Below are 23,880 nucleotides of genomic sequence, written 5' to 3'. Positions count from 1 at the left end.
GTGAGTAGCACTCAAAAGCAAAATTCATTTCTTTTTCTTTTTATCTGTATCAAGCCATTCGTTGACATCAGGGAAGGCATCACTGACTTCGCCCATAAACTCACGCACCATCAGATAAAGGCCGATTATCAATAGGCAAAAGACAAAAATGGAGATGACAAGGAGGGTGCTATCACTCATCTTTTGCGATTCAAAAGTGCAGATAACTTGAAATAAATTCCAAAACAGAAGATCGAGGGAATCCAAATCGCAGTGAAGATGGACTGTTCACGATCTTGCACCACAAACCATAAATAAGCAGATGTCATAAAAGATAGCGCGACGGCTAATAAGATGAAGTAATCTGATCTTTTAAACATATTCACTCCTTTGATTCATTATTAAAGTAATCCCCGATTCCATAGCCAATAGCACTTAAAAGGCACCCAATGATAGCGCAGCCGACTAAGACTCGAATGCCGGAGGAGAGCCCATACGCAAACTGCTCTACGGAAATAAAGCTCCATAAGCCGAGGATGATTAATATCAAACTAATGCAGCTGATCAAGAACCCGAGAGTAATTAAGGTCTTTTCAGTGAGTCGAGATAAAGGGGTCATCGGATTGATAGCAGCAGATGGCTTTATAGCCTAGTGAAAGATTTCAATTATGCAACCGATTGACAAGCTTTGTTGGCCGCATAAAGTTGGCCATTGCAGCGATGGTAATGCATAGCAGGATGATTTCTATCAGATAGACGCCACAGTAGCCAGTGGCTGGACTATTGAGTTCTTCGCCGAAATAATTTCTGGAGGCCATGCTGGCAATAATGTCCCGAAATACTCCACCGACACCCAGTGCAATACCCGCAGCAGTAGCTTGGACAGCCCCCCAGGCGCCCAATGCCAAACCACTTTGATTTTCTGGGGCATATCTCATGGTGGCAGTAAGGGTCCCATGGCTAAACAGACCATTACCAAACCCGATCATTAACACGCCGATAATAAAAATGAATGTGCTGCCCAAGGGGGCAGCTAAGATCACCAGAATAAATGCGGGAATACCCACTTTGGCGCCATTACTCGCCATCTGAAACGGATCATAGCCCGCACTTAACACTTTGGATGCAATGCTGAAACCAAACAAGCACCCCAGAGCTAGGGTAGCTGTTAAGACCGTAGTAGCACTGACGCTCATGTTGAGCAATTCACCACCATAGGGCTCAAGCAGAACATCATTCATACTAAATGCCATCGTGCCAAAGCCCACTGCAACAAGACGTCGAATAGCTTGACCACCCTCCTTGAAGGTAGCCCAAGATTCTTTGAAGTTTTGCTCTCTGGCAACAAGTGCTCGAGCACGGGCTTCTTCACGACTTTCCTGTTTCCATAAAGCAATAGCATTTAAGACAATCGTGACTACAGCGCTACCTTGAATGACTTGAATTAAGCGACCTGGACTATAGACTTCTAATAGCTGACCAAAAATGAGTGCACTTCCAATCATGCCAACTAACAGCATCACAAATATCAGGCCAACAATATTGGGTTGTGCTTTAGGCGGCGCAAGATCGCAGGCTAACGCCAGTCCAACTGTTTGAGTGGTATGAATGCCAGCACCAACCAATAAAAATGACAGTGCCGCAGCCGCCAAGCCAATCCATGCCGGTGCCTCACTGGCATTGCCTGCACCAGCTAAAACCAGTAAAGCAAAGGGCATGATGGCTAGGCCACCAAATTGCACCATCGTTCCCATCCAAATATAGGGAACACGACGCCAACCTAAAGCGGATTTATGGGTGTCTGAGCGAAAGCCAATCAAGGCTCTAATCGGAGCAAAAATAATGGGTAAGGCAACCATAATTGATACTAGTGATGCTGGAACACGAAGCTCAACAATCATCACTCGATTTAAGGTGCCGACTAATAGCACGAGGGCCATACCAACTGATACTTGAAACAAAGAGAGTCTTAGTAATCTGCCTAGTGGAAGTTCAGCAGAAGCAGCATCTGCGAATGGCAAAAAACGAGGACCTAAATTAGCCCAAGTGCTGATAAATTTTTGACTAAAACGATTCATGTGAAACTGATCTTAACTGACAGATGCACAAATAAAAAAACATAAGACCTAGATATTGAGATCTAGGTCTTATGAAGGAGGGTACAACTTATTTTTTTGCTAATGGTGCTGCAGGTGCCGTAGAGGCGGCGGTAGCTTTTGCAGCTTGACCACCCTCTAAAAAACCTTTCACCCAGGTTGTATTATTTAATAGTGCTAAATGCACTGAAAAAGAACCAACAGCTACTGCACCCAAAAACAATGGAATACCAACAGTTGGCCTTACAACAGTCCACATTTTTCCGTAGATCATCTTAAGCTCCTTAAATTATTTCAACCAAGGTGAATAGATGTAAGCAAGTAAATGGGCGAGTGCTGCAATCATCCCAAAAAATTGCGTACCTTGTATGAGGTTGCGATGCAACTCTTCCGCCTCCTCAACACTCAGACCTGTAAGAGTGTCATTTGTCATAGCATTTCCTCTCAAATCTAACTGCGTCGTGCTAACCCACACGAGGGCACTGAATTAACCTTCTTCACTACAAGGTGAATTTTATACCAATGTGTATAAAAATATTTACAGTTTTATCGGGAGTTTCCCTAATAAGTTGTTCTATTGCGGTGCAAAAAACTTATTCGTAACAGTGATTTTTAGGGGCTTTTTAGTCCACATGGGATATAGAATGGGTACCGTCAAAGGCTGTTTAGGGGCATCAAATAGTCAAACTAGTGAGCGATTTGTCATGTTAAAAATAGTAATAGAGATGGCTTGTGCTGCAACCGGATTCGCCATGTCTTTGTTGTTTGCCAAGCAACTGGATCTGGGTGCGGTCCCTGCCGTGTTTATGGGGCTGATGGGGGCAATCTTTACCTTTATCCTTGCCCAAGGCCTTACAAGCTTCATTTTTCGTATACTGAGACGCGATTAATATGGGGCTCAGCCTCTTTAAATATAAGGATAGAAAATGAACGAGCAATCTGAATCTGGGCAAGTGGACGCAAAAATGAAGAGAAGCATGCTTTGGCTCAAATTTGCCATTGTGATATTCCCTTTAGCCTTGATTGGTCAGATCTGGATTCTGTATCAGGAATACTCCTTCACCAATCTAGTCTTTGTATTGATTACCGCTTTTGCCTTGTATTCCACTATCAGTTCGTATAAAAAATTTAAGGCCTACGAGGCTGCAATCAAGAACCAGGAGTAGTGACCCCTATGCGGGTTTTCCCTATTAGGTAATACTCAAATAGGTGTCAATCTTGATTGACATATTGCGAATGAAGAGGAAGAATCATTTCTATGATTTTTCTTGATCCGCCCAAGCTATTTTTGAATAGCTACTAGCATGCAAATAATGAATCTTGGTGTCAACCACCATACAGCTCCAATTGATATTCGGGAAAGTGTTGCTATTGCCCCAGAAAACTTACGGGACTCCTTATTGGATCTTCGTAATTACTTAAAAGGGAAACATTCAGATGTGATGCCAGAGGTGGCTATTTTATCGACCTGCAATCGCATGGAGATTTATTGCGCTGCTAATGACGCTACCTATCCTGAGCATTATTTAGAAGAGCGCACTTTTGATTGGCTGACTTCTCAAAAGCGTTTGCAGGGTGATGCATTAAAGCCCTATATTTATTCTGCAAAAGAGACTGATGCTGTAAAGCATGTATTTAGAGTGGGCTGTGGAATGGACTCCATGGTGTTGGGTGAGACTCAAATATTGGGTCAAATGAAGAAGGCTGTGGAATTAGCTGACCAAGTGGGCACACTAGGATCGTATCTAAAACCTTTATTCCATAAAACCTTTTCAGTTGCTAAAGCGGTTCGATCCTCAACGGATATTGGTACGCATTCAGTATCCATGGCCGGCGCTTCTGTTCGCTTGGCCGAACGCATTTTCGGCGATCTTAAGAACTCCAAAATTTTATTTATTGGTGCAGGTGAGATGATTCAGCTATGCGCATCTCACTTTGCCGGTAAGAGGCCAAAAGAAATTGCGATCAGTAACCGCACAGTTGATCGTGGTGATGAGATGGCAAGAGTTTTTGCTGCAAAAGGTTTGCAAACAGATTCTTTTCCATTGCAATCTTTACCAACTCGCCTACATGATTTTGATGTCATTGTTTCTTGTACGGCAAGTACATTACCTATCATTGGTATGGGCATGATTAAAACAGCCTTGAAAGCCAGAAATAGTAGGCCAATTGTGCTGATCGATTTAGCGGTACCACGTGATATCGAGCCAGAGATTCGATCCCTCAAAGATGCCTATCTATATTCAGTCGATGACTTGGGTGGCGTTGTCAATGAAGGTCGTAATATTCGCGAGCTCTCTATGGCGGATGCTGAAATCATTATCGATAAAGGCGTCAGTGAATTTTTTCAGACACTTCAAAAAAGAACGCTAGTGCCGATTATTCAATCCTTGCAGACCACTGCAGAGCGGCTTAAGGAAATTGAATTAGAAAAAGCAGTTCGTCGCATTAAAAAGGGTGAAGATCCCGTTGAGGTTCTATCCATCATGGCTCAGGCCTTGGCCAACAAATTTATGCATGCCCCTATTAACGCATTACAAAATTCACCGAATAATGAGATTGAAGACTTTAAACGAATCCTCTCTAGCATCTACTCTCAAAAATAATTACGGTATCGAATATGCTTAAGGCGACTAACTTACTTCATACAATTAATTCTTCACAAGAATTAAAGCAGCTCGAGCAGTCTCAATTGCCACTATTGGCAGATGAACTACGTGAATTTATCCTCCAGTCTGTTGCCAGTACTGGTGGACACCTGTCTTCCAATTTGGGAACAGTGGAGCTGGCAATTGCCCTGCATTATGTTTTTGATACGCCTGAAGATCGCATTGTGTGGGACGTAGGGCACCAAAGTTATGCCCATAAAATTTTGACTGGGCGCAGAGAGATGATGCCGAGTTTGCGTCAGTTTGGAGGATTATCTGGATTTCCGAAACGCTCAGAAAGTCCATATGATGCTTTTGGCACGGCACATTCTTCCACTAGTATTTCAGCGGCTCTTGGGATGGCAGTGGCCAGCAAAGTTAAAGGGGAAAAGCGGAATGTAGTAGCAGTGATTGGGGATGGCTCAATGAGCGCTGGCATGGCCTACGAGGGTTTAAATAATGCCGGGGTTGATAAATCGATTCCCTTAATCGTGATTCTGAATGATAACGAAATGTCGATTTCTCCAGCTGTTGGAGCCCTTAATCGATATTTAGCAAAACTCATTAGCGGCTCTCTTTATGGCGCCACTAAAAAAGGCTTGGATAAGATGCTTTCCTACACGCCTCCGTTGAGAGAGTTTGCTAAACGACTTGAAGGTCATGCTAAGGGGATGATTGGACCGGCCACTATTTTTGAGGAGTTTGGTTTTGACTACTATGGCCCAATCGATGGTCATAATCTGGCTGATTTAGTTGTGACGCTGAGTAATTTGAAAAAAATTGCTCAGACTGATGGACCACAATTCTTGCATATCGTTACCAAGAAAGGTAAAGGATACGAGAGGGCGGAGTCCAATCCGATTTCATATCATGGCCCGGGAAAATTTAATCCTAGTGAAGGTCTTAAGCCTTCTGCGCCAGGCAAAAAAACCTATACCGAAGTCTTTGGTGAGTGGCTGTGTGATATGGCCAAGCAAGATGAACGTCTTATTGGTATTACGCCAGCAATGCGCGAGGGTTCGGGCCTAGTTCAGTTTGAGAAGCAATTTCCCAATCGTTACTTTGATGTTGGAATTGCAGAGCAACATGCGGTTACTTTTGCGGCTGGTATTGCGTGTGAAGGGCTAAAGCCAGTAGTAGCAATCTACTCTACCTTTTTACAAAGAGGTTACGACCAGCTCATACACGATGTGACATTGCAGAATTTGCCAATTGTCTTTGCCATTGACCGAGCTGGTATGGTCGGTGCAGATGGGCCAACCCATGCTGGTGTATTTGATATTGCTTTTTTAAGATGTTTGCCAAACTTAGTCGTCATGACGCCGTCAAATCAGGCGGATTGTAGAAATATGCTGACGACTGCTTTTAGTTTGAATGGCCCTTCTGTAGTGCGCTATCCACGCGGATCTGGTGAGGGTCCAGAGGCATCTCAGGCACTGGAGACCATTCCTGTTGGAAAGGGATCCATTGTTCGTTCGATAAAAAACCCAGAGGCTGTTGAAAAAAAGATTGCCTTTGTTTGCTTCGGCCCATTGCTCTACAGTGCGCTGAAAGCGGCAGATGAGCTAGATGCCACTGTTGCTGATATGCGCTTTGTGAAGCCCTTAGACGAAGCATTGCTGCTAGATCTTGCAAAAAATCATGATGCTTTGGTTTTTATAGAAGATAGCGCAATTCAGGGGGGAGCAGGTAGCGCCTGTTTAGAGGTGCTGTCTAGTCATCATGTTCAGATACCCACTCTACAAATTGGCTTGCCTGATGAGTATGTTGAGCACGGCGATATCAATCTGCTCTTAGATTTATATGGGCTATCCCCAAAGAAAATCCAGATCAAAGTACAAGAGCATTTTCAATTAACACTCTAACTACCTTACTTTTATGTTTAATAAAGAAAACGCACACATTAACGGCTTATCAAAAGAGAAGAAGTGGGAATATATTGGTAAACCTGTTGCCATCATATTTGGTAGCCTGAACCTCTCTATTCTGATATTTTTCTTAATCTCCTATTACGCTTAAGTGCTGAGATAAAGGCCTACTCAATTCTATGATGATTAAGAGAATGGTAGTGCCATTAGCCTGGGGTTTAACGGTAGCGATTTTGGGTGGCCTATCTACAGATCTAGGCCCCTGGTACCAAGCCTTAAAAGAGCCCTTTTGGAAACCTCCTGACATCGCATTTGGCCCAATCTGGTCAACTATTTTTGTTTTGTCTGGCGTAGCTTGGGTGGCAGCCAAATATTGCACTTCAGATCTTGTGATTCTGGGTCGCTTGAATATTTTGTTTTGGGTAAATGGTTTACTAAATATCCTTTGGAGCGTTCTATATTTTCGCTTACAAAGACCGGATTGGTCTTTATATGAATCCGTATTTTTATGGCTTTCAGTGCTTGCCATATTGCTGACCATTAGAAAGATTTCTCCTAAATATAGCCTGTATATGCTGCCCTATTTAATATGGGTGAGCATTGCCATTGCTTTAAACTGGGACACGGTTCGACTCAATGGACCCTTTGCCTAAAACTTTAATATCTTTTGAGATTCAAAAGAGGGGCTCAGTGTTGCAGGCTATCTATACAAAGATGCCAAAGACAACAATCATTTAGAGTTTCCACTATTGAGCTATTTAATAAATTTATTTTTTGAGAATATCAGAAACGCAACAGATAAGATGCCCAAGGAAAACAGTAAAAAAGAGCCTGTTTTCACAAAGACAGCAAAACCCAATAGCACCAAGCCAAATGCAAATAATCCTAACTTATCTCTAGACATTGAATCGCCTCCTGAATAATTGAATTGGACCTGAACCGTACTTTGTGCAAAAAAATCTTAAGATGATCTCATTCAAATAATAACTGAAGATTTTTATTTTTTCGCTATGAAATTGGCTATTAATCATCCAAATTTCAGAAAACACCCAGATCATCCCTATTCCCGCTCTACAAGCTTAAGTATCTGCGTACAATACTTTATTCATCAGCTCTTCCACTTTGGCTAAACACAAAATCACCAAGCTAGTGAAGTAAACGTTAAGCAGATCTATTTAATCCCTACGGCCAATATTTTTTTGTATTTAATTCTATAAATGATCGAGTTACGTCAAGCTGCGCTTGAGATACTAGCGCTTACTGATGCCCAAATCAAAGTCAGTCGATTATTTGGGCTATTTGACGATTACCAGCGACAACTTGTCGGCCTCAATATTTCTGCAACTTTTAGCTCTCAAGATCTTGAATTGCCAGGCCGCCCTGAAAAGCCCGAGCTTATTCCACCCCTACAGGTTCCCAAAAGAAGAATGGATAGCGTAGAGGGCAGAGCTTCTTTGTTGCATTCACTTGCACACATCGAATTCAATGCGATGAATCTTGCACTTGATGCCATTTGGCGTTTCCCTGATATGCCTAAGCAATATTACGAAGATTGGCTTCAGGTTGCCAAAGAAGAGTCTCACCACTTCACGTTGGTGAATGAATACATTCAGACATTGGGATTTAAGTACGGCGATTTTCCTGCCCACAATAGTTTGTGGGAGATGGTTGAGAGAACTACCGATTCAGTGATTGCCAGAATGGCGTTAGTACCCAGAACGATGGAGGCCAGAGGCCTTGATGCGGTTCCTGGAATTCGGGATAGGTTTAAGCAAATCAAAGATGATAAGGCAGTAGAGATATTGGAGATTATTCTCCATGATGAAATTGGTCATGTGTTCATTGGAAATCGTTGGTTTAATTATTTATGTGGGAATAGCGGTTTATCCCCGATCACTGCTTATAGAGAATTAGCCAAAAAATATCAGGCGCCCACTTTGAGGGGGCCATTTAACTTGGTTGCACGTCAGCAAGCGGGATTTACTGCGGAAGAGTTGGATTTGCTTAGATCTCTTAGCGATAAGCGGTCACAATCAGTATGAAAATTCTGAGTCTCATCCCACCGATGACACAGCTAAACACGCCGTATCCATCGACAGCCTATCTCACTGGGTTTTTGCGATCCCAAGGATTTAATGCTGTTCAAGAGGATTTGGCATTGGCACTAGTGCTCGGGTTTTTTACTGTTGATGGCTTGGCAGAGGTGAGAGATGCAGCAATAAAGCTTCCAGAAGAAAATCGTAGTGCTAGCGTCAACTTTTTCCTGGATTATTTTTCAGACTATCAAAGTACTATTGCGCTAGCCATTGCATTCTTGCAGGGGCGTGACAGCACTCTTGCTCATCGCATCAATAGTCGAGCTTTATTGCCGGAGGGTCCGAGGTTTGTACCTTTGGATACTTATGGTGAAGAGGAGGGTGGTGATTCACTGGCTTGGGCCTTTGGTGCTCTGGGCTCTCAGGATCGGGCACGTCATCTGGCAACGCTTTATCTCAATGATTTATCGGATGTATTGCGGGATGCAGTAGATGCTCGTTTTGAGTTTGTCCGTTATGCAGAATCTTTGGCAAGTAGCCAGCCGACCTTCACACCTTTGGCACAGGCTTTAGCAGCCCCGCCAACGTTAATGGATCGCCACCTTCAAGAGCTCACCAAAACAGCCGTTATTAAACATCAACCGAGTTTGGTGTTGTTGTCAGTGCCATTTCCCGGCGCGATGTATGCTGCATTACGCATTGCTCAAACGATCAAGGAAAGCTATCCAAGTATCAAGATTGGCCTTGGTGGTGGTTACGTTAATACTGAATTGCGTGAACTCGCTGAGCCACGGATCTTTGATTATGTAGATTTCATTACCTTAGATTCTGGTGAGAGACCCTTATTGGCTTTAATAGAGCATCAGAATGGTAAGCGTTCACAGCAACGTTTGGTTCGTACCTTCATACGAAATACCGACAATCAAGTACGTTATATCAATTGGCAAGAGCCTGATGTTCCCTTTGGGGAGGTTGGTACCGCAACTTGGGATGGATTGCCATTAGATTCTTATCTATCATTATTGGATATGCTTAATCCGATGCATCGGCTTTGGAGCGATGGTCGCTGGAATAAGCTGACCGTTGCTCATGGCTGCTATTGGAAAAAATGTAGCTTCTGTGATGTGAGTCTGGATTACATCTCGCGTTACGAAACTGCTTCAGCCAGTCTATTGGTTGATCGCATCGAGGCAATTGTTGCAGAGACCGGTCAAACTGGATTTCATTTTGTAGATGAGGCTGCACCACCAAAGATTTTGAAAGCACTTGCTGAAGAATTAATCCGCCGCAATGTAATCATTTCTTGGTGGGGCAATATTCGTTTTGAAAAGACCTTTACTCCTGAACTATCTGAATTGCTGTCGCAAAGTGGTTGCATAGCTATGTCTGGCGGCTTAGAGGTGGCTTCCGATAGGCTACTCAATCTCATGAAAAAAGGGGTTTCAGTAGACCAAGTTGCTCAAGTGACCAAAGGTTTTTCTGACGCCGGGATTTTGGTCCACGCCTATTTGATGTATGGCTTTCCAACCCAAACCGTTCAAGAAACTGTAGATGCCTTGGAGTATGTCCGTCAGTTATTCGAAAATGGCTGTATTCAGAGTGGATTTTTTCACCGCTTCACTTGTACCGTGCATTCACCAGTAGGGCTTGACCCAGCAGATTATGGAATTGAGCTTGCGCCATTGCCCCCCATTTCTTTTGCAAAGAATGATATTTCTTTTATAGACCCGACTGGCGTGGATCATGATGCCTTAGGTGTCGGTTTGAAGAAGGCGATTTATAACTTCATGCATGGCCTAGGATTTGAGGTGAAGGTTCATGATTGGTTTGAGATGCCAAATATTCCTAAAGCCTCTGTACCAAGAAATAAGATAGCTAAAATTTTGGGCTATGTATAAACTTTTAGAACAGATTTCAATTCCATTTAACTCATGCTCCTAACCAATCTATGAATCTTTCCCGTCGAACCTTTATTGCTTCCGCTGCATTAGCTCCAGTAGCTTGTGGCGGTCTATCTTATGAGCATGGCACACCAGTAGCTCAGCCAAAACCATTGCCGATGGTTCGCCCTCCGCAAATAGGACAAGAATGGATTTACATCAAAAAAGATATCTTTGACGGCAAAACGCTAGATGTGATTAATGAGCGAGTTGCCAGTGTTAGTACAACTATTGTGCTTGAACGTTCCACAGCGAATGGATTCCGCCTGCCTGATGAGATTCAGTCTTCATGGGGTATGGTTTCAACAGATCCTCAGTGGCCACGCTTACTGAACTTCAATCCACCTCTACCACTCTGGCCTGAAACGCTCTCCACGACATGGACAAAACAGTTCAATAGTAAATACAGTATCGCTGGTTATTCTGAATCCAGAATGGGCTGGCAAGAATATATGAGCGTACAGGGTTGGGAAAAAATTACAGTTCCTGCGGGCGAGTTTGTAGCATTGCGTTTTCAGAGTCTCATTAACTATGAGAGTGAAGATCCTAATAAAGTGGATTGCATCCGCAAGGAGACTGTTTGGTTTGTGCCGCAGATTGGTCGCTGGGTTGCTCGAGAAACTTCTGGGTCCTATCAACTTCAGGGGCAAATTGGAGCAGTGATTTTGGAAGGCAGTTACCAGTGGCAACTGACATCATATAAATGAAGCTATTGCAAAAGATCAGTTTCATATTTCTGCCGGCATTGCTGGTGGCATGTATTTCTGCGCAACCTTATCCAAGTGGTGTAGCCCTACCTCAACCCGTAAATCCGCCGCAAGTGAGAGCTCCTCAAATAGGTCAGCAATGGGTTTACAACGTTCGCAATGTTTTTAATCAAGAGATTGTGGATATTGTTACAGAGAAAGTAGTTGCTGTTGGTCCGCAAGTGCGGATTGAGCGAACGGGGCTTAAGCGCGGACGCTTGCCCGATGAAATCCAGCAGCCTTGGGGTTTTATTCTGCAAGATCCTCATTGGAATCCCCCGCAAAAGTTTTTACAGCCCATGCCTTTATGGCCTGAGCAATTAGCCTCGGGTTGGTCTGGTTTTTATCGAAATCGCTATCAAGTAGTAGGTTATCCGGATAATGATTATTACTTGGGCTTAAATATCGACGTATTGAAATGGGAACGCGTAAGGGTTCCTGCAGGCGAATTTAATACTTTGCTCTATCGTAATGGCATGCCATTCTTCACCAGTAATGACTTCTCACGAGTAGCGAATATTCGCAGTGAAGATGTCTGGCTTGCCCCTGAAATTGGTCGCTGGGTCATAAGGCGAAGTTCTGGCCAATACCTTTGGGCTGGGATGTTCTGGGGCGATGCCCTCTGGGAAGATTATCTGGAATGGGAGCTTGTGTCCTGGAAGTAAGTAAAGCGCTTAAAATCAGCACATAGCTATGTATACCGTTAAAGAACTCTTTCCAACCCTGCAGGGTGAGGGTGCCCACACTGGGCGCGCAGCAGTGTTTTGCCGTTTTGCTGGATGCAATCTTTGGAGTGGGCGTGAGGAAGATCGTGCATCGGCAATTTGCCAGTTTTGCGATACCGACTTTGTGGGTACTAACGGCATAGGTGGAGGTAAGTTCGAAACCGCCTCCGAGTTAGCCGAATCGATTGCAAGGGCCTGGACTAGCAATGATGCTGGGCCACAGCAACGCTATGTAGTGTTTACTGGTGGTGAACCTTTACTCCAGTTAGATGCTGCCTTAATTGACGCTCTCCATCTAATAGGGTTTGCCATCGCTATCGAAACGAATGGGACGATTAAAGTGCCCAAAGGGGTGGATTGGGTTTGTGTTAGTCCTAAAGCGGGTTCTGAACTGATTGTCCTTCAGGCGGATGAAATTAAGTTAGTTATTCCTCAAGCAGGCCATACCCACATCGAAACACTCCTAGCCAGATTTGAAAAGATGGACTATCGCAATCGTTTCTTGCAGGCAATGGATGGACCTCAAATTCAAGAAAACTTAGCCTTGGCGATCAAGCTATGTCAAAAACGGCCTTTGTGGCGTTTGAGTGTGCAGACCCATAAAATGATCGGTATTCGCTAGCTAGTATCAGCAGGTGAATTTTTAGAAAAGTGAACATGACTACTAAGCAAGAAGCTATTTCGATTACTCGGCGACTAGAGTTTGATGCGGGCCATCGCATTCCTAACCATGACGGTCAGTGCCGCCATTTGCATGGTCACCGTTATGCAATTGAAGTGACTTTAATGGGTGTTGTTGCCGATCATCCTGGTAAAGCAGATGACGGTATGGTTTTGGATTTTGGAGAGATTAAGCGCCTTACCAATCAACATGTAGTGGAACCCTGGGATCATGCCTTCTTAGTTGCAAAGGAAGATACAGGTTTAGTAGATTATTTAAATTCCATTCCTAATCATAAAACTGTCGTGATGGATCATGTGCCCACAGTAGAGAACTTGGCCAGTGCTGCATTCAGACTTTTGCAACCCGTATTTGATAAGGCATTTGATGGTCGGCTGAAGCTATCATCGATTCGCCTTTACGAAACCCCCAATTGTTGGGCAGACGTTTCGCATTCATAGCATCGATTCAATTGACCATGCAAGCGGAGCTTGATCGCCAATACATGCAGCAAGCCATAGAGCAGGCTATGCTCGCTGCTTCTGCTGGCGAGGTGCCGGTTGGCGCAGTTCTGGTTCGCGATGGCAAAGTCATTTCTAAGGGCTTCAATCAGCCTATCTCCAACAGTGATCCCAGCGCTCATGCTGAAATGCTTGCCTTAAGAGGGGCGGCTCAATCAGAATCTAACTACCGATTACCTGGGACAACACTCTATGTCACCTTAGAGCCCTGCACCATGTGCGCAGGCGCGATGTTGCATGCCAGGATCGATCGAGTCGTTTTTGGTGCTAGTGACCCAAAAACAGGTGCGGCAGGTAGTGTTCTCAATGTATTCTCGGAAAAGCAAATTAACCACCAGACCCAGGTTGAGGGTGGCATTATGAGTGAAGAGTGTGGCCAGATCTTGCGTCAATTTTTTAAGGAGCGACGTTGAAGCAAATTCATTTGATTGCTCCATCAGGAGCGAGTCTTGATACCCGAAGTCCTGAAGTTGGTATTAGTTGGTTAAAGCAGCAGGGGATTGAAGTTTTAAACGCTGATTGCGTTACTCGAGTTGAGCAGCGTTTTGCTGGTACTGATGCACAACGCTTAGCTGAAATCAATCAGCTTGCGAAGCTTCTTCCGCAGGTAGTCGTTGTTGCCATGCGAGGTGGCTATGGCTTACATCGCTTACTTCCAGATATCGACTGGGCTAGCATTGCTAAGGCTGTTCACAATGGACTGCAGATTTGTGGCCACAGTGATTTCACAGCATTCGAGTTGGGCTTACTGGCAAAGACTGGAGCCATCACGCTAGCGGGACCCATGCTGAACTTTGACTTTGCTTGTCAGGGTGAGCAGGGTGAAGGTATTACACCAAATGCATTTATGTGGCAGCATTTTCAAGAAGCAGTGACAGAGCGTTCATTGCAATGCAAGATCACTGCAACACAGCGATATCTTCAGCAGGCAGAAGGTCAATGCTCAGGTATGCTTTGGGGCGGTAACCTCACCGTCCTGTCTGGTCTGGTGGGTACCCCCTATTTGCCAAGTCATGAGCAAACTAAGGGGGGCATTCTATTTCTTGAAGATGTGAATGAACATCCCTATCGGATCGAGCGCATGCTAATGCAATTGCTTGACGCAGGTGTACTGGCTAGTCAAAGTGCCATTCTTTTTGGCGGCTTCTCTGCTTATCGCCTATACGATAACGATCGTGGTTATAACTTAGATAGCGCTATTGAAACCATCCGTAAACGCCTGCCAAGCCATATCCCAATGCTAACGAACCTTCCTTTTGGGCATCAGGCTGAAAAGTTAACCTTACCAGTGGGTGCGCAAGCACACATGGAATATCGTACGACAGGTTTTAGTATTCACTCTTCGTGGTAACGCATGAATCACTTAGGACCCTCTTTGAAAGCGCTATTCTTATTAAGCAGCATTTTGATCGCAGGCAGCACAATGGCAACTGAAGAGCCAAAATACACCCTCCTAGAAAAATCAGAGCCATTCGAGTTGCGGGCCTATGCTCCACAGTTGATTGCTGAGGTCAAGGTCGAGGGTGACTTAGATCAAGCTTCAGGCCAAGGATTTCGTTTGATAGCTGCCTTTATCTTTGGTCAAAACCAAGTGAGTGAAAAAATTGCGATGACTACTCCGGTTGGGATAGAGTCAAATAATCAGCAGAAAAGTGCAAAAATTGCGATGACTGTTCCAGTGGGCATTGAATCTGCCAAGCCAGAAAAGGGTGCCGCTAATCAATGGACCATATCGTTTGTCATGCCCTCCGAATACACTCTAGAAACTTTGCCTAAACCCTTAAATCCTCAAGTCAAAATCAGGCAACTGCCTGCAGAGACCAAGGCAGCCATTACTTTCTCTGGTTTTTATAGCGAAGATACAGTTTTGGAAAAAACCAAGGCCCTAGAAGATTGGATGAAGAGCAAAAATATACAAGCCATCGGCTCGCCGCAGTTTGCGCGTTACAACCCGCCCTGGGCACTGCCTTTTATGCGACGTAACGAGGTGATTATTCGGGTTCGCAATTGAGGCTTAAGCCCCCAAGCTCCGGGCTTTGCTTGAAATAAAGGAGTCTAGGGAAAGTACTTAAGATATTTCATTTGAGTATCGTCACAAATGAGCTTATAAAGTAAATATTCCCATTTATAGGCTCTTAGGCAGTCAAGGTGATCTCAAGTAGTGATTTGAGACTGCGATCTGATCAAGTGATGTTCATGAATTTATCCAAACTGGTGAGTATCGCTAAATCTAAAACCAAATCTAGCCAATGCGACTCTAAATATAACCAAAATTCCCCTTCAAATCAGTCCAATAGTATTTGGAAAGATGCCTCGGAAAAGGCAACTTGTTATGTTCAGCGATTGCGCTAGTTAATAGGTATCAATGTATGGCGGCAGAATTAGAGAACGATCTTTTTTTAAGGGCTTGTTTTTCTCAAAAAACAGAAAGAACGCCTGTTTGGTTAATGCGACAGGCTGGACGATATTTACCAGAGTATCGCCAAACCAGAGCTAAGGCAGGAAGTTTCCTCGACTTAGCTAAAAGCCCAGAGTACGCAACGGAAGTCACCTTGCAGCCTATCGATCGCTATGGCCTAGATGCCGCGATACTATTTTCGGATATTTTGACTATTCCAGATGCAATGGGCTTGGGCTTAACTTTTGATAGTGGTGAGGGGCCTAGATTTTTGCGCCCATTAAGCTCCGAAGAAGATGTAAAAAAGCTTCCAGTGGCCGATATGGAACAACTGCATTATGTATTTGATGCCGTGGCATCCATCTCAAAGGCACTCACCTCCAATGTCAAACAGCAAGTCCCCCTGATTGGATTTTCAGGAAGCCCCTGGACTTTAGCTTGCTACATGATTGAAGGCGGTGGATCAAAAGACTTTGCCAAGACAAAGAAGATGCTCTACGACCGCAAAGATCTCATGCGAAAAATATTGGATATCAACGTCAAATCAATCACTGAATATCTGACACTTCAAGCAGATTCTGGTGCTCAGGCTCTCATGATTTTTGATACTTGGGGTGGCCTATTAACCGCAAGTGACTATCTTGAGCATTCACTAGCCCCCATGACGGCAATCATCGGCAGCATTAAAAGTAATCCTAAATACAAAGACCTGCCTATCATTTTGTTTACCAAAGGAGGGGGTCTTTGGTTAAGTGAGATTGCACAATCTGGCGCCAATGTGATTGGTCTGGATTGGACTATTGACCTTAAAAATGCGCGCCAAACTATCAATCAAGCTTCAAAGAACCCAATTGCGATTCAGGGTAATTTAGACCCCTCGATTTTGTTAGCTAACCCTGCTGAAATAGATGCTCGGGTGAAGCAATTATTTGAGGGGCTATCCAAAGCAGTTGTTTCAGATGGAAGTCCACTCGATGGACATATTTTTAATCTGGGCCATGGGATTTCACAATTTACTCCCCCGGAAAATGTTGCCGTTTTAGTCGATGCCGTAAAGCGTTATTCAACAAGCCTGAGGGCAAGCGCTCAATAAGAGAAGTCATTTTTTAAGGTCAGATTCTGAGGTGAAGCAAGGGAACTAATATGACGATTATGAAATTTTGTACAGTGTTTGAGGCTCTGGGTAGCGAAATCAGATTACAAGTTTTTGATTTCATCATGCAGGCGGGCGAGGAAGGTGTTGCACCCAAGGAAATAGTTCAACAGTTTGGGGTGGACTCAGGTACTCTGCAATTTCACCTTAAAAAACTCATGAACGTTAATCTTGTCAGTAAAAAAAATACCAGAAGAAACAGGCGCTACTACTGCTCAAGTAATATCCCAGCAGTTTTTCAGCAATTAGTCTTACAAAGCGACGCTACTTAATCTCTCTAATGTCTATTTAAGGTACACATAGTATGAAAATTTATGACTGGATTACTGCAGCCGAAAAAGGAATTTTGATTCTCATTGCATTCTTTACTATTTTTAGTGTCGGCATAGAGATGTATAACGTTCTTCTGAATGGAAAAATTACTTTAACCGATCTGTTACTCATGTTCATTTATGCCGAGGTGTTAGGTATGGTGGCGGCTTTTTACAAGTACAACAAGATTCCAATCACTATCCCCATCTTCATCGCCATTACAGCACTTTGCAGACTTATTATTTTGCAGGGCAAGGGAATTAGTACGATTGACTTGATATATGAGAGTGGAGCAGTATTGTTACTGGCTCTTTCAGCGATCATCATCAAAAAAGCCATGAGTACCAAAGAATCAGGGGAATAAACCCCTTTAATGGATGCTGACTAATAGCTCAACTCAGCTCAGACCTCAAAACTCTTCAATACAAATGAGGCGCCGCTATCTTGTCCTAGTGCCTTAACAAGAATAGGCAAGCTTTCTGATAGTTGCCTTTCTAGAGTCCACGGCGGATTGATGATGAACATCCCGCTAGCCTGGAGTCGGCGCTCTTTGGGGGCGTTCTCAACCCGAAGCTCAACTTGCAAGCAAGAGCGCTTATGAGCCGTCGCAATCTTTTTCATGTGATCCGGTAGAGAGGCGGATTCTCTTCTGGAAAGGCAGGGATACCAAATTGCGTAGCAACCCGTAGCGAAACGATGCAAAGCCTCTTCGATCGCCGTTTCGAGATAGCGATAGTCCTGCTTATCCTCATAAGAGGGGTCAATCAATACTAGGCCACGCCTACTGGGTGGTGGCATCAAGCCTTTCAGTCTTGCAAAGCTATCTTCTGCATAAATGTCGACTTGCTTTGATTGCTTGAGCTGGCTGATATTGTGACGCAAGATATCAATTTCTTTGGGATGTAACTCAAAGAGCTTCAGACGATCTTGTGCTCTCAGTAGCTGTGCCAAGATGAACGGAGAGCCAGGATAGACGGCAATCTCATGATCGGTATTCTCGGAACGAACGAGGTCGAGATAATTCGCTATGCCAGGACTGACTGAATTGTTCTCTGCAAATTTAGCCAAACGATAAATGCCTTGATCAGCTTCTTTGCTGACGGTTGCAAAGCCATCAATCAGGCTATAGATGCCAGCACCAGCATGCGTATCGACAATCGTCAAAGCGCCAGGCTTTTCTTGTAGATATTCAACTAAATGAATCATCACCAGATGCTTCAGAATATCAGCATGGCTGCCGGCATGAAAAGCATGGCGATAACTAAACATCTTTAGGTAGCCTTGGGTTTTTGCGCTTTAATAAACAAAGCTAGAGTAATGCTAATTAATGCTACACACGCATATTGCAAAGACTGATTGAGCTCTGAATCTAGGGTTTGCGTAAGGAGAACATAGATAGTTGCAAGTCCGCCTAGAGCAAGCAATCTAGGCCCGATCTGATGAGGTGTCATCTGCTTTTCTGGAATAAACCCGGCTAATAGGGCTCCCAGCATTCCAGACCATATTCCAATAGCGCAACCGGCCAACACATCAGTGAGCCAGTGTGCACCAAGCGCATTGCGAGAGATGCCTGAAAAACTTGCAATGATGAAAATCCACCAGAAGGAGCTTCTTTTATCTCGATCGCTAGCAAAGTAGATTCCAGAAACTACTGCAAAAGCAGTCAGCGTATGGCCAGAGGGCATCGCTTTATGTAATAGAGGCTCGCCGATGCTATAAAAGTCTTCTAAGCCAAGCACTCCAGCGGGACGCGGAAGATCTAATAGAGGCTTGATGATTTGACTGATGGCACCACCAATCAAGGATGCCAGCAGTCCAGCGCTGAGTAATCGAGGTGCTAGCAACAAGAGGGGGAAGCACAGTGCAAAGATGCCCCAGCCATTGCCGATAAACGTGAGCCAGGTCCAAAAAGTATCTGGAAGTAACTGGGTATAGCGATTAATAAATAAAAATGTCGGGGTTTGCAACCCACCAAAGTAAATGGCAATTGCTAGACTCAGCGGCAGAAGCGGAACACACCAAACCCAAATGGAGGCAATTACTAAAGCCGATTTGCGCTGCTCAGCCATGCGATTTAATGTGCCCGCTCTTGATCGGCTTCGTTTAATTGATGCGCCATCTTTTCTAATACCTGAGTAACGGTAATGGCTTGCATGCAGATATTGTCATGGCACGGTGTTTTACGATGATTAGCGGCACTAACGCAGGGTGAACATGCCAGATTGGCAGTAATGGCAATCGATTTACCAATAGAGCCATACAGTGCTGGCGTCTCTGGTCCGAAGAGGACAACTGTGCGAAGTGGAGTAACAGCGGAGAAGTGACCAGGCCCAGAATCGTTGGTGACCATCACATCAGATAGGGTGTAGAGTGGCGGTAATTCTGCAAAGCTTACTTGGCCTGCAAAGTTCAGCGCATTTTTAACATTGGCAATTGCGCGTACTTTTTCAACATAGTTAAATTCAGCTGGGGAGCCAGCGATCAGAATGAGATCATTTGGATAGCGTTGATTTAATCCCTGAATCAGCTCAGAAAAGCGCTGTTGAGCCCAACGCCTTTGTGGCAAGAGATCACTGGCATTGGGGTTGACCAAAATGAGGCGTTGCTCACCTTGCTTAAACGCAATGCCAAAACTCGCACTTAGTTTCTCGATTCGTTCACGGACTTTGCTTAATACTGTTGGATCAATTACCGCTTGCTCTAAGCGAACTTCTGAATCTGCAATATGTATTTTGCTAAACGGTAGCTCAATCTCCTGAGCAAATGCCGCATGAATCAGAGAGAGGAAATTCTTCGTAATGTGAATATGCGGGTTGTAATGCACTTTTCGCGTCAGCATAAAGCCGCGCCACAAGCCTTCACCATGAAAGATGTGATAACCCACGCGGCTGCGTGCACCGCACAAACCGGTCAGCAGTGCAGTAAAGCGAGAGAACAATTCCAAATCAATCACGGTATCAATACGGTGCTTGCGAGCTACTAGTAAAAATTTCAGCGTATCTTTAATTAAGCCGCCTAAGCTTGAAGAGTCAATTGTGAAAATATTTTCAGGCTTAACGGTGTTTAGTAAAGTGAGGCTGGCACGATTGCTTTTAAAGATCAGGAAAAATAATTCAGCGCCACGAGCTTGTGCATTACGCATCGCAGGATCTACCAAGATTGCGCTGCCCATTTCAGATAGCTCAATAAAGAGTAATTTACGGGGCGCTTCTGGAGTGCTAGCAAAGATATTCTTCACGCCATCCATTAGGGCAACGACTGGGCTTGCTATTGCGCAAAGTGGTACGCCGACCCAGTGGTCAATCGCACGCATGGTGTTGACGCTAATACTCATATTGGGGCTCTAAAAGAATTATTTCCGTTTTAATAAAAAGTAAGCACCAGGCAAAACCGATAAGACGGTAATGGCACCGTAACTAATAGATGCTAATACTGTCATGGAGGGGCTAACACCCCACAATGCCAGCACAGAAGAGAGTGTAGCTTCACGCAAGCCCCAGCCGGAGATGCTGATCGGTAACATTAATAAAAGACTTAAGGCAGGCAAGCCAATCATGAGGGCTTCAATCGGCGCATCAACTCCATAGGCCTTGAGGCAAAAGAGCAGCGTCAGAATAGTCAGGGAGTGAATGCCAATCGCAAATGCGGCTTGAGCTACATTCATGGGCCAAGAAAATGCGAGCTTGATACCGGGTAGGGCGTGACTCATTTGTACGCGGTCTAATAATTTTTGCAACAAATGACAGCTAGGCCCCCATGCCAAAATAGCGGCGAGCAATAAACCTGCCGCCACCATGACGCCGGTGACTGCATACCCCAGGTCGGTGCCCCAGGCGGCTAAGGTCGCGCCACCCAGAATCAGGCCAAGTCCGCCCAGTAAATTATTTCCTGCTAAGCCAAGTAAGCGATCCACTAAGACCATGGAAAAACTGAGGCGCAGTTTAGGGGTTGCGTGCTCAAGGTCAACCGAGTGATGCAGCTCCTCATCAAGCTCCTTCGCCTCAATCAACTTGCCACTGCTATTTAAGTGAGTGGCAGTAATAGCACGATAACTATCACCACCTAGGGTGCTGGGTAAGCCTTGATTAATCAGTCCACCGGCAAAGTAGAGCGCAATAAAATTTGCGAGACTTCCTTGAAAGCCCACCTGACGCATCAAAAATCCCCAGCGTAGTCCACCACAAACAAACGCTGAGATCATGGTGAATACGGCCGCCAAAAACCACCAAGGCTTCATCTGAATATCAGAATTTAATAGAGCGTGCCAATCAATTCCGCTGGTAGCCTTCCAGAGAAGAGCAACCGACAACAAAATACGAATGGTGGGCCAGGCCCGCTTGAGGATTACTTTCCACCCAGATGTGGCTTTGGGGGTGGCTTGGGGTTGTGAACTCATAGGCGTAAGGATAATGCCTATGGCCCCTAAGGTCTTGAATTTGGGGAATTAACGCGCTACACCCGCATCCTGCCAGTTCCGGCAGAGGCTGTAGTCAAATTTAGATAAAACTTGCCCAAATCGAATAATTTCCAGCTGGTCCAGTGGTTCGCAGACTTCAAAGGCCAGATTTCCGCCGATAGGCGGCCTAAAACTCATTCCCGACCAGTTAATCAGTAAGACGTTTGCACCGGCCGGCAATTGCCCAAACCAAAGGTCAAACTGATCCTGTCTTTGGTCCAGCACAAAGACCGGGAGAGGTTGAGCGTACCAGGCAGCACGACTGCCTAGAGTCCAGTTTTGCACTGCAATTCCGTTGGCCTTAGTAGCTTGCGCTAATTGAGCTGCTTTCTGGCCAGCAAGCTTCCAGCCGTAGAGATCGGCAATAGGGTTCGATTTCACTGCTGAACTAGTGATGCCTCCAGCCAAAACAAAACCAAAACCGAGCAAGCAAATCAATAACTGCCCAAGCAGCAATATCCGAATTGCTACACGATGTTGCATAGCCCATGCTTTAGCTAGACCAATGCCGGCAAATGGCGCAAGACAAAACCAGGCAGGCGTAGTCCAGTGGGGCAGGCTACCTCCACCAGAGAGAGCAGCGAAAATCACAAAGGGAATTGCGAAGAAACTCAGCAGAGCAATCAGAACCAACTTGTGCGAGTGGAGGCAATGCCTTAAAAAAGTATAGGCACCCAAAAGCAAGAGGAGTCCAAAGCAGGCAATCTGAATACCCACAAAGGCGCCGACTCTACGCCACTCCCAAGCACCACCACTGCCATGAGCAATTTGATACTTGAATGAGATCCAATCATTGACCCAGTTCCAATAGAGTACGGGGCTAATTACGATTAAGGCAATTGCTGCAGCAAGCCAAAAACCAACTTCAGTAATCCAGACTTTTTTGGGTGAAGCTAACAATACGAAGAGCAAAGCAAATGCAGTAAACGCAGCGGTGTACTTACTCAGACCTGCCAAGCCCAGTATTAAGCCAGTAATGATCCAGTCTGCAATGGTGAAGTAATCTTTTCGGGTCCAACGTAAAGCCATCAACATTAAGCCAAGACTTAAGGGGGCAAGTAAGGTATCAGGCAAAAGACCGATTGCTAAAACATGGGGCAGTGGCGCTGTAATGATGGCTAATACCGCCATCAATCCACACAGGTTTGCTGAGGGAAGAGCGGTAGTTAAGTAACCCGCATTACGCCCTTGTATCAAGCGGTGAATTTCAAGGGTCACTCGATATACCAAGAAAGCCGAGAGCACCCAGAGTAATTCTGGGATCAAGCGAATGATTCCCTCAGATGATGTCAGGCTCACTAGTGGCCACTGGATCCAACCCACCAGTGGCGGGTGATCAAAATAACTCCAGGCAAGATGTTTTGCGTATAAAGCGTAGTGCGCCTCATCGACAGAAAACTCAATCGAGAAACCCAAGGCAAAATGCACTAGTGCAGCCATGCAGATACTGATGACTGCCCAGCTTGAGGGTGATTGATGGCGCATGCGATGATTTTAGACTTAAGCAAGCTATTCTTTGGGACAATGAGGTAGATGCCTATAAAAATTCCTTTTCAATCCCTGCTGCTTTTGACTGCCATAGCCATCTCCTTGGCAGGCTGCGCGGGTTTGACTGGAAACTCTATTGAGAATGAGGCGGGGCAGCCATTCAATGCGGATCAGTTACCAGCTCAAGAGGATTTACCGAAATTCTCTGTGGAGAGGCCAAAAGATGGGATGCCGAATGGTTGGCATTTCTATCGCATCGCACCGTATAAAAAGAATACGCTTTACCGCCTTGAGAATTATCAAGGTCGCACAGTACTTGCTGCTAATTCCAAAACTTCAGCATCTGGTCTTGCGGTAAAACTTCGCCCCCGCTCAGCGCAGAACTTATGGTTGCAATGGGAGTGGAAGGCGATAGGTGTAATACCTCAGGCAGATAATGCAGACAGCCAGTATGACGATGCACCGTTGCGGATCTTAGTAGCCTTTGATGGCAATAAATCCAAACTTCCCCTCAAAGAAAAGCTCACCTTTGAGATGGCTAGCTTAATTAGCGGCCAAGAAATGCCTTACGCCACAGTGATGTATATCTGGTCAGGTAAGAATTCAGTCAACACAGTTTTGAACAATGCCCACACTTCTCGTGTAAAGATGATTGTGGTGGACTCTGGTTCAGATAGTTTAGGTGAGTGGCGCAAACACGAGCGAGATTTAGCAGCGGACTACAAGTTAGCTTATGGAGAGGCACCGGGTAATGTGATTGGCATCGCACTCCTTACGGATACAGACAATACCAAATCAGAGACCCGTGCTCTGTACGGCGATATTGAATTACTACGCAAGAACTCCAAATAGC

29 protein-coding genes are annotated in these 23,880 nt (G+C 44.9%); 19 read left to right on the top strand and 10 right to left on the bottom strand.

What is annotated here, in order from left to right; genetic code table 11:
• Positions 1 to 24: 24 nt before the first annotated feature.
• From C2758_RS06775 to pufB, 5 genes are all read right to left on the bottom strand, one after another.
• Positions 25 to 180, bottom strand: coding sequence for a hypothetical protein (locus C2758_RS06775; protein ID WP_215327511.1), 156 nt, complete (start codon positions 178 to 180; stop codon positions 25 to 27).
• The gene (locus C2758_RS06770; RefSeq protein WP_215327510.1) at positions 177 to 359 is read right to left on the bottom strand and encodes a hypothetical protein; all 183 of its coding nucleotides are present in this window, start codon (positions 357 to 359) and stop codon (positions 177 to 179) included. Before C2758_RS06770 ends, C2758_RS06775 begins: the two co-directional genes overlap by 4 nt.
• A gap of 282 nt (positions 360 to 641) precedes the next feature.
• Positions 642 to 2,057: a PucC family protein gene (locus tag C2758_RS06765; protein WP_215327509.1), complete on the bottom strand. Its 1,416-nt coding sequence runs from the start codon at positions 2,055 to 2,057 to the stop codon at positions 642 to 644.
• Positions 2,058 to 2,145: 88 nt separating this feature from the next.
• Positions 2,146 to 2,349, bottom strand: coding sequence for a light-harvesting protein (locus tag C2758_RS06760; RefSeq protein WP_215327508.1), 204 nt, complete (start codon positions 2,347 to 2,349; stop codon positions 2,146 to 2,148).
• Positions 2,350 to 2,364: 15 nt separating this feature from the next.
• Positions 2,365 to 2,508 carry a light-harvesting antenna LH1, beta subunit gene (gene pufB / locus C2758_RS06755; protein WP_088526258.1) on the bottom strand — a complete coding sequence of 48 codons (144 nt, stop codon included), beginning with the start codon at positions 2,506 to 2,508 and terminating at the stop codon, positions 2,365 to 2,367.
• A 211-nt stretch (positions 2,509 to 2,719) separates the two neighbouring features.
• Between pufB and C2758_RS06750 the strand changes: the two genes are divergently transcribed.
• From C2758_RS06750 to C2758_RS06665, 18 genes are all read left to right on the top strand, one after another.
• The gene (locus C2758_RS06750) at positions 2,720 to 2,965 is read left to right on the top strand and encodes a hypothetical protein (RefSeq protein WP_215327507.1); all 246 of its coding nucleotides are present in this window, start codon (positions 2,720 to 2,722) and stop codon (positions 2,963 to 2,965) included.
• A gap of 36 nt (positions 2,966 to 3,001) precedes the next feature.
• Positions 3,002 to 3,241, top strand: coding sequence for a hypothetical protein (locus C2758_RS06745; RefSeq protein WP_215327506.1), 240 nt, complete (start codon positions 3,002 to 3,004; stop codon positions 3,239 to 3,241).
• A 138-nt stretch (positions 3,242 to 3,379) separates the two neighbouring features.
• Complete coding sequence (gene hemA / locus C2758_RS06740; protein ID WP_371817687.1) at positions 3,380 to 4,681, top strand: glutamyl-tRNA reductase; 1,302 nt, start codon at positions 3,380 to 3,382, stop codon at positions 4,679 to 4,681.
• Positions 4,682 to 4,695: 14 nt separating this feature from the next.
• Entirely contained in the window at positions 4,696 to 6,588 is a 1,893-nt protein-coding gene (dxs, locus tag C2758_RS06735) for a 1-deoxy-D-xylulose-5-phosphate synthase (protein WP_215327504.1), read from the top strand.
• A gap of 13 nt (positions 6,589 to 6,601) precedes the next feature.
• The gene (locus tag C2758_RS06730; RefSeq protein ID WP_215304439.1) at positions 6,602 to 6,742 is read left to right on the top strand and encodes a hypothetical protein; all 141 of its coding nucleotides are present in this window, start codon (positions 6,602 to 6,604) and stop codon (positions 6,740 to 6,742) included.
• A 28-nt stretch (positions 6,743 to 6,770) separates the two neighbouring features.
• Positions 6,771 to 7,244, top strand: coding sequence for a TspO/MBR family protein (locus C2758_RS06725; protein ID WP_215327503.1), 474 nt, complete (start codon positions 6,771 to 6,773; stop codon positions 7,242 to 7,244).
• A gap of 564 nt (positions 7,245 to 7,808) precedes the next feature.
• A complete protein-coding gene (locus C2758_RS06720; protein ID WP_215304435.1) occupies positions 7,809 to 8,633 on the top strand; it encodes a ferritin-like domain-containing protein in 825 nt (274 codons plus the stop codon).
• On the top strand, positions 8,630 to 10,525 hold the full coding sequence (locus tag C2758_RS06715) for a radical SAM protein (RefSeq protein ID WP_215327502.1): 1,896 nt from the start codon (positions 8,630 to 8,632) through the stop codon (positions 10,523 to 10,525). The genes C2758_RS06720 and C2758_RS06715 overlap by 4 nt, the downstream gene beginning before the upstream one ends.
• A 50-nt stretch (positions 10,526 to 10,575) precedes the next feature.
• The gene (locus C2758_RS06710) at positions 10,576 to 11,274 is read left to right on the top strand and encodes a hypothetical protein (RefSeq protein ID WP_215327501.1); all 699 of its coding nucleotides are present in this window, start codon (positions 10,576 to 10,578) and stop codon (positions 11,272 to 11,274) included.
• Complete coding sequence (locus C2758_RS06705; RefSeq protein ID WP_215327500.1) at positions 11,271 to 11,978, top strand: hypothetical protein; 708 nt, start codon at positions 11,271 to 11,273, stop codon at positions 11,976 to 11,978. Before C2758_RS06710 ends, C2758_RS06705 begins: the two co-directional genes overlap by 4 nt.
• Positions 11,979 to 12,006: 28 nt before the next feature.
• Positions 12,007 to 12,660 carry a 7-carboxy-7-deazaguanine synthase gene (gene queE, locus C2758_RS06700; protein WP_215327499.1) on the top strand — a complete coding sequence of 218 codons (654 nt, stop codon included), beginning with the start codon at positions 12,007 to 12,009 and terminating at the stop codon, positions 12,658 to 12,660.
• A gap of 35 nt (positions 12,661 to 12,695) precedes the next feature.
• A complete protein-coding gene (queD, locus tag C2758_RS06695; protein ID WP_215327498.1) occupies positions 12,696 to 13,160 on the top strand; it encodes a 6-carboxytetrahydropterin synthase QueD in 465 nt (154 codons plus the stop codon).
• 17 nt (positions 13,161 to 13,177) lie between these two features.
• Positions 13,178 to 13,633 (top strand): tRNA adenosine(34) deaminase TadA, encoded by a 456-nt coding sequence (gene tadA, locus C2758_RS06690; protein ID WP_215327497.1) that lies wholly within the window; start codon positions 13,178 to 13,180, stop codon positions 13,631 to 13,633.
• On the top strand, positions 13,630 to 14,571 hold the full coding sequence (locus C2758_RS06685; RefSeq protein WP_215327496.1) for an LD-carboxypeptidase: 942 nt from the start codon (positions 13,630 to 13,632) through the stop codon (positions 14,569 to 14,571). Before tadA ends, C2758_RS06685 begins: the two co-directional genes overlap by 4 nt.
• Before the next feature lie 3 nt (positions 14,572 to 14,574).
• Positions 14,575 to 15,231, top strand: coding sequence for a heme-binding protein (locus C2758_RS06680; RefSeq protein WP_251369157.1), 657 nt, complete (start codon positions 14,575 to 14,577; stop codon positions 15,229 to 15,231).
• Positions 15,232 to 15,589: 358 nt separating this feature from the next.
• Positions 15,590 to 16,711, top strand: coding sequence for a uroporphyrinogen decarboxylase (gene hemE, locus C2758_RS06675; RefSeq protein ID WP_215327495.1), 1,122 nt, complete (start codon positions 15,590 to 15,592; stop codon positions 16,709 to 16,711).
• A gap of 50 nt (positions 16,712 to 16,761) precedes the next feature.
• Complete coding sequence (locus C2758_RS06670; RefSeq protein WP_215327494.1) at positions 16,762 to 17,043, top strand: winged helix-turn-helix domain-containing protein; 282 nt, start codon at positions 16,762 to 16,764, stop codon at positions 17,041 to 17,043.
• 32 nt (positions 17,044 to 17,075) lie between these two features.
• Positions 17,076 to 17,447, top strand: coding sequence for a phosphate-starvation-inducible protein PsiE (locus tag C2758_RS06665; protein ID WP_215327493.1), 372 nt, complete (start codon positions 17,076 to 17,078; stop codon positions 17,445 to 17,447).
• Between the two features lie 38 nt (positions 17,448 to 17,485).
• Here C2758_RS06665 and C2758_RS06660 read toward each other — a convergent pair whose 3' ends face one another.
• Genes C2758_RS06660 through C2758_RS06640 form a run of 5 tightly spaced genes read right to left on the bottom strand, consistent with a single transcriptional unit; the run spans position 17,486 to position 23,024 of the window.
• A complete protein-coding gene (locus C2758_RS06660; RefSeq protein ID WP_215327492.1) occupies positions 17,486 to 18,352 on the bottom strand; it encodes a 23S rRNA (adenine(2030)-N(6))-methyltransferase RlmJ in 867 nt (288 codons plus the stop codon).
• 2 nt (positions 18,353 to 18,354) lie between these two features.
• On the bottom strand, positions 18,355 to 19,152 hold the full coding sequence (locus C2758_RS06655) for a phosphatase PAP2 family protein (RefSeq protein WP_215327491.1): 798 nt from the start codon (positions 19,150 to 19,152) through the stop codon (positions 18,355 to 18,357).
• 5 nt (positions 19,153 to 19,157) lie between these two features.
• Entirely contained in the window at positions 19,158 to 20,417 is a 1,260-nt protein-coding gene (locus C2758_RS06650; RefSeq protein WP_215327490.1) for a glycosyltransferase family 9 protein, read from the bottom strand.
• Positions 20,418 to 20,435: 18 nt separating this feature from the next.
• Positions 20,436 to 21,479, bottom strand: coding sequence for a lysylphosphatidylglycerol synthase transmembrane domain-containing protein (locus tag C2758_RS06645; RefSeq protein ID WP_215327489.1), 1,044 nt, complete (start codon positions 21,477 to 21,479; stop codon positions 20,436 to 20,438).
• 48 nt (positions 21,480 to 21,527) lie between these two features.
• Positions 21,528 to 23,024 (bottom strand): glycosyltransferase family 39 protein, encoded by a 1,497-nt coding sequence (locus C2758_RS06640; RefSeq protein ID WP_215327488.1) that lies wholly within the window; start codon positions 23,022 to 23,024, stop codon positions 21,528 to 21,530.
• Positions 23,025 to 23,072: 48 nt separating this feature from the next.
• On the opposite strand from C2758_RS06640, the gene C2758_RS06635 reads away from it, so the two are divergent.
• Positions 23,073 to 23,879 carry a DUF3047 domain-containing protein gene (locus tag C2758_RS06635; protein ID WP_215327487.1) on the top strand — a complete coding sequence of 269 codons (807 nt, stop codon included), beginning with the start codon at positions 23,073 to 23,075 and terminating at the stop codon, positions 23,877 to 23,879.
• Position 23,880: the final 1 nt, after the last annotated feature.

The organism is Polynucleobacter sp. AP-Sving-400A-A2, assembly GCF_018688155.1.
Classification (GTDB): Bacteria; Pseudomonadota; Gammaproteobacteria; order Burkholderiales; family Burkholderiaceae; genus Polynucleobacter.
The sequence above is the reverse complement of the archived record's forward strand: the minus strand, read 5'-3'. Positions and strand labels throughout refer to the sequence as shown.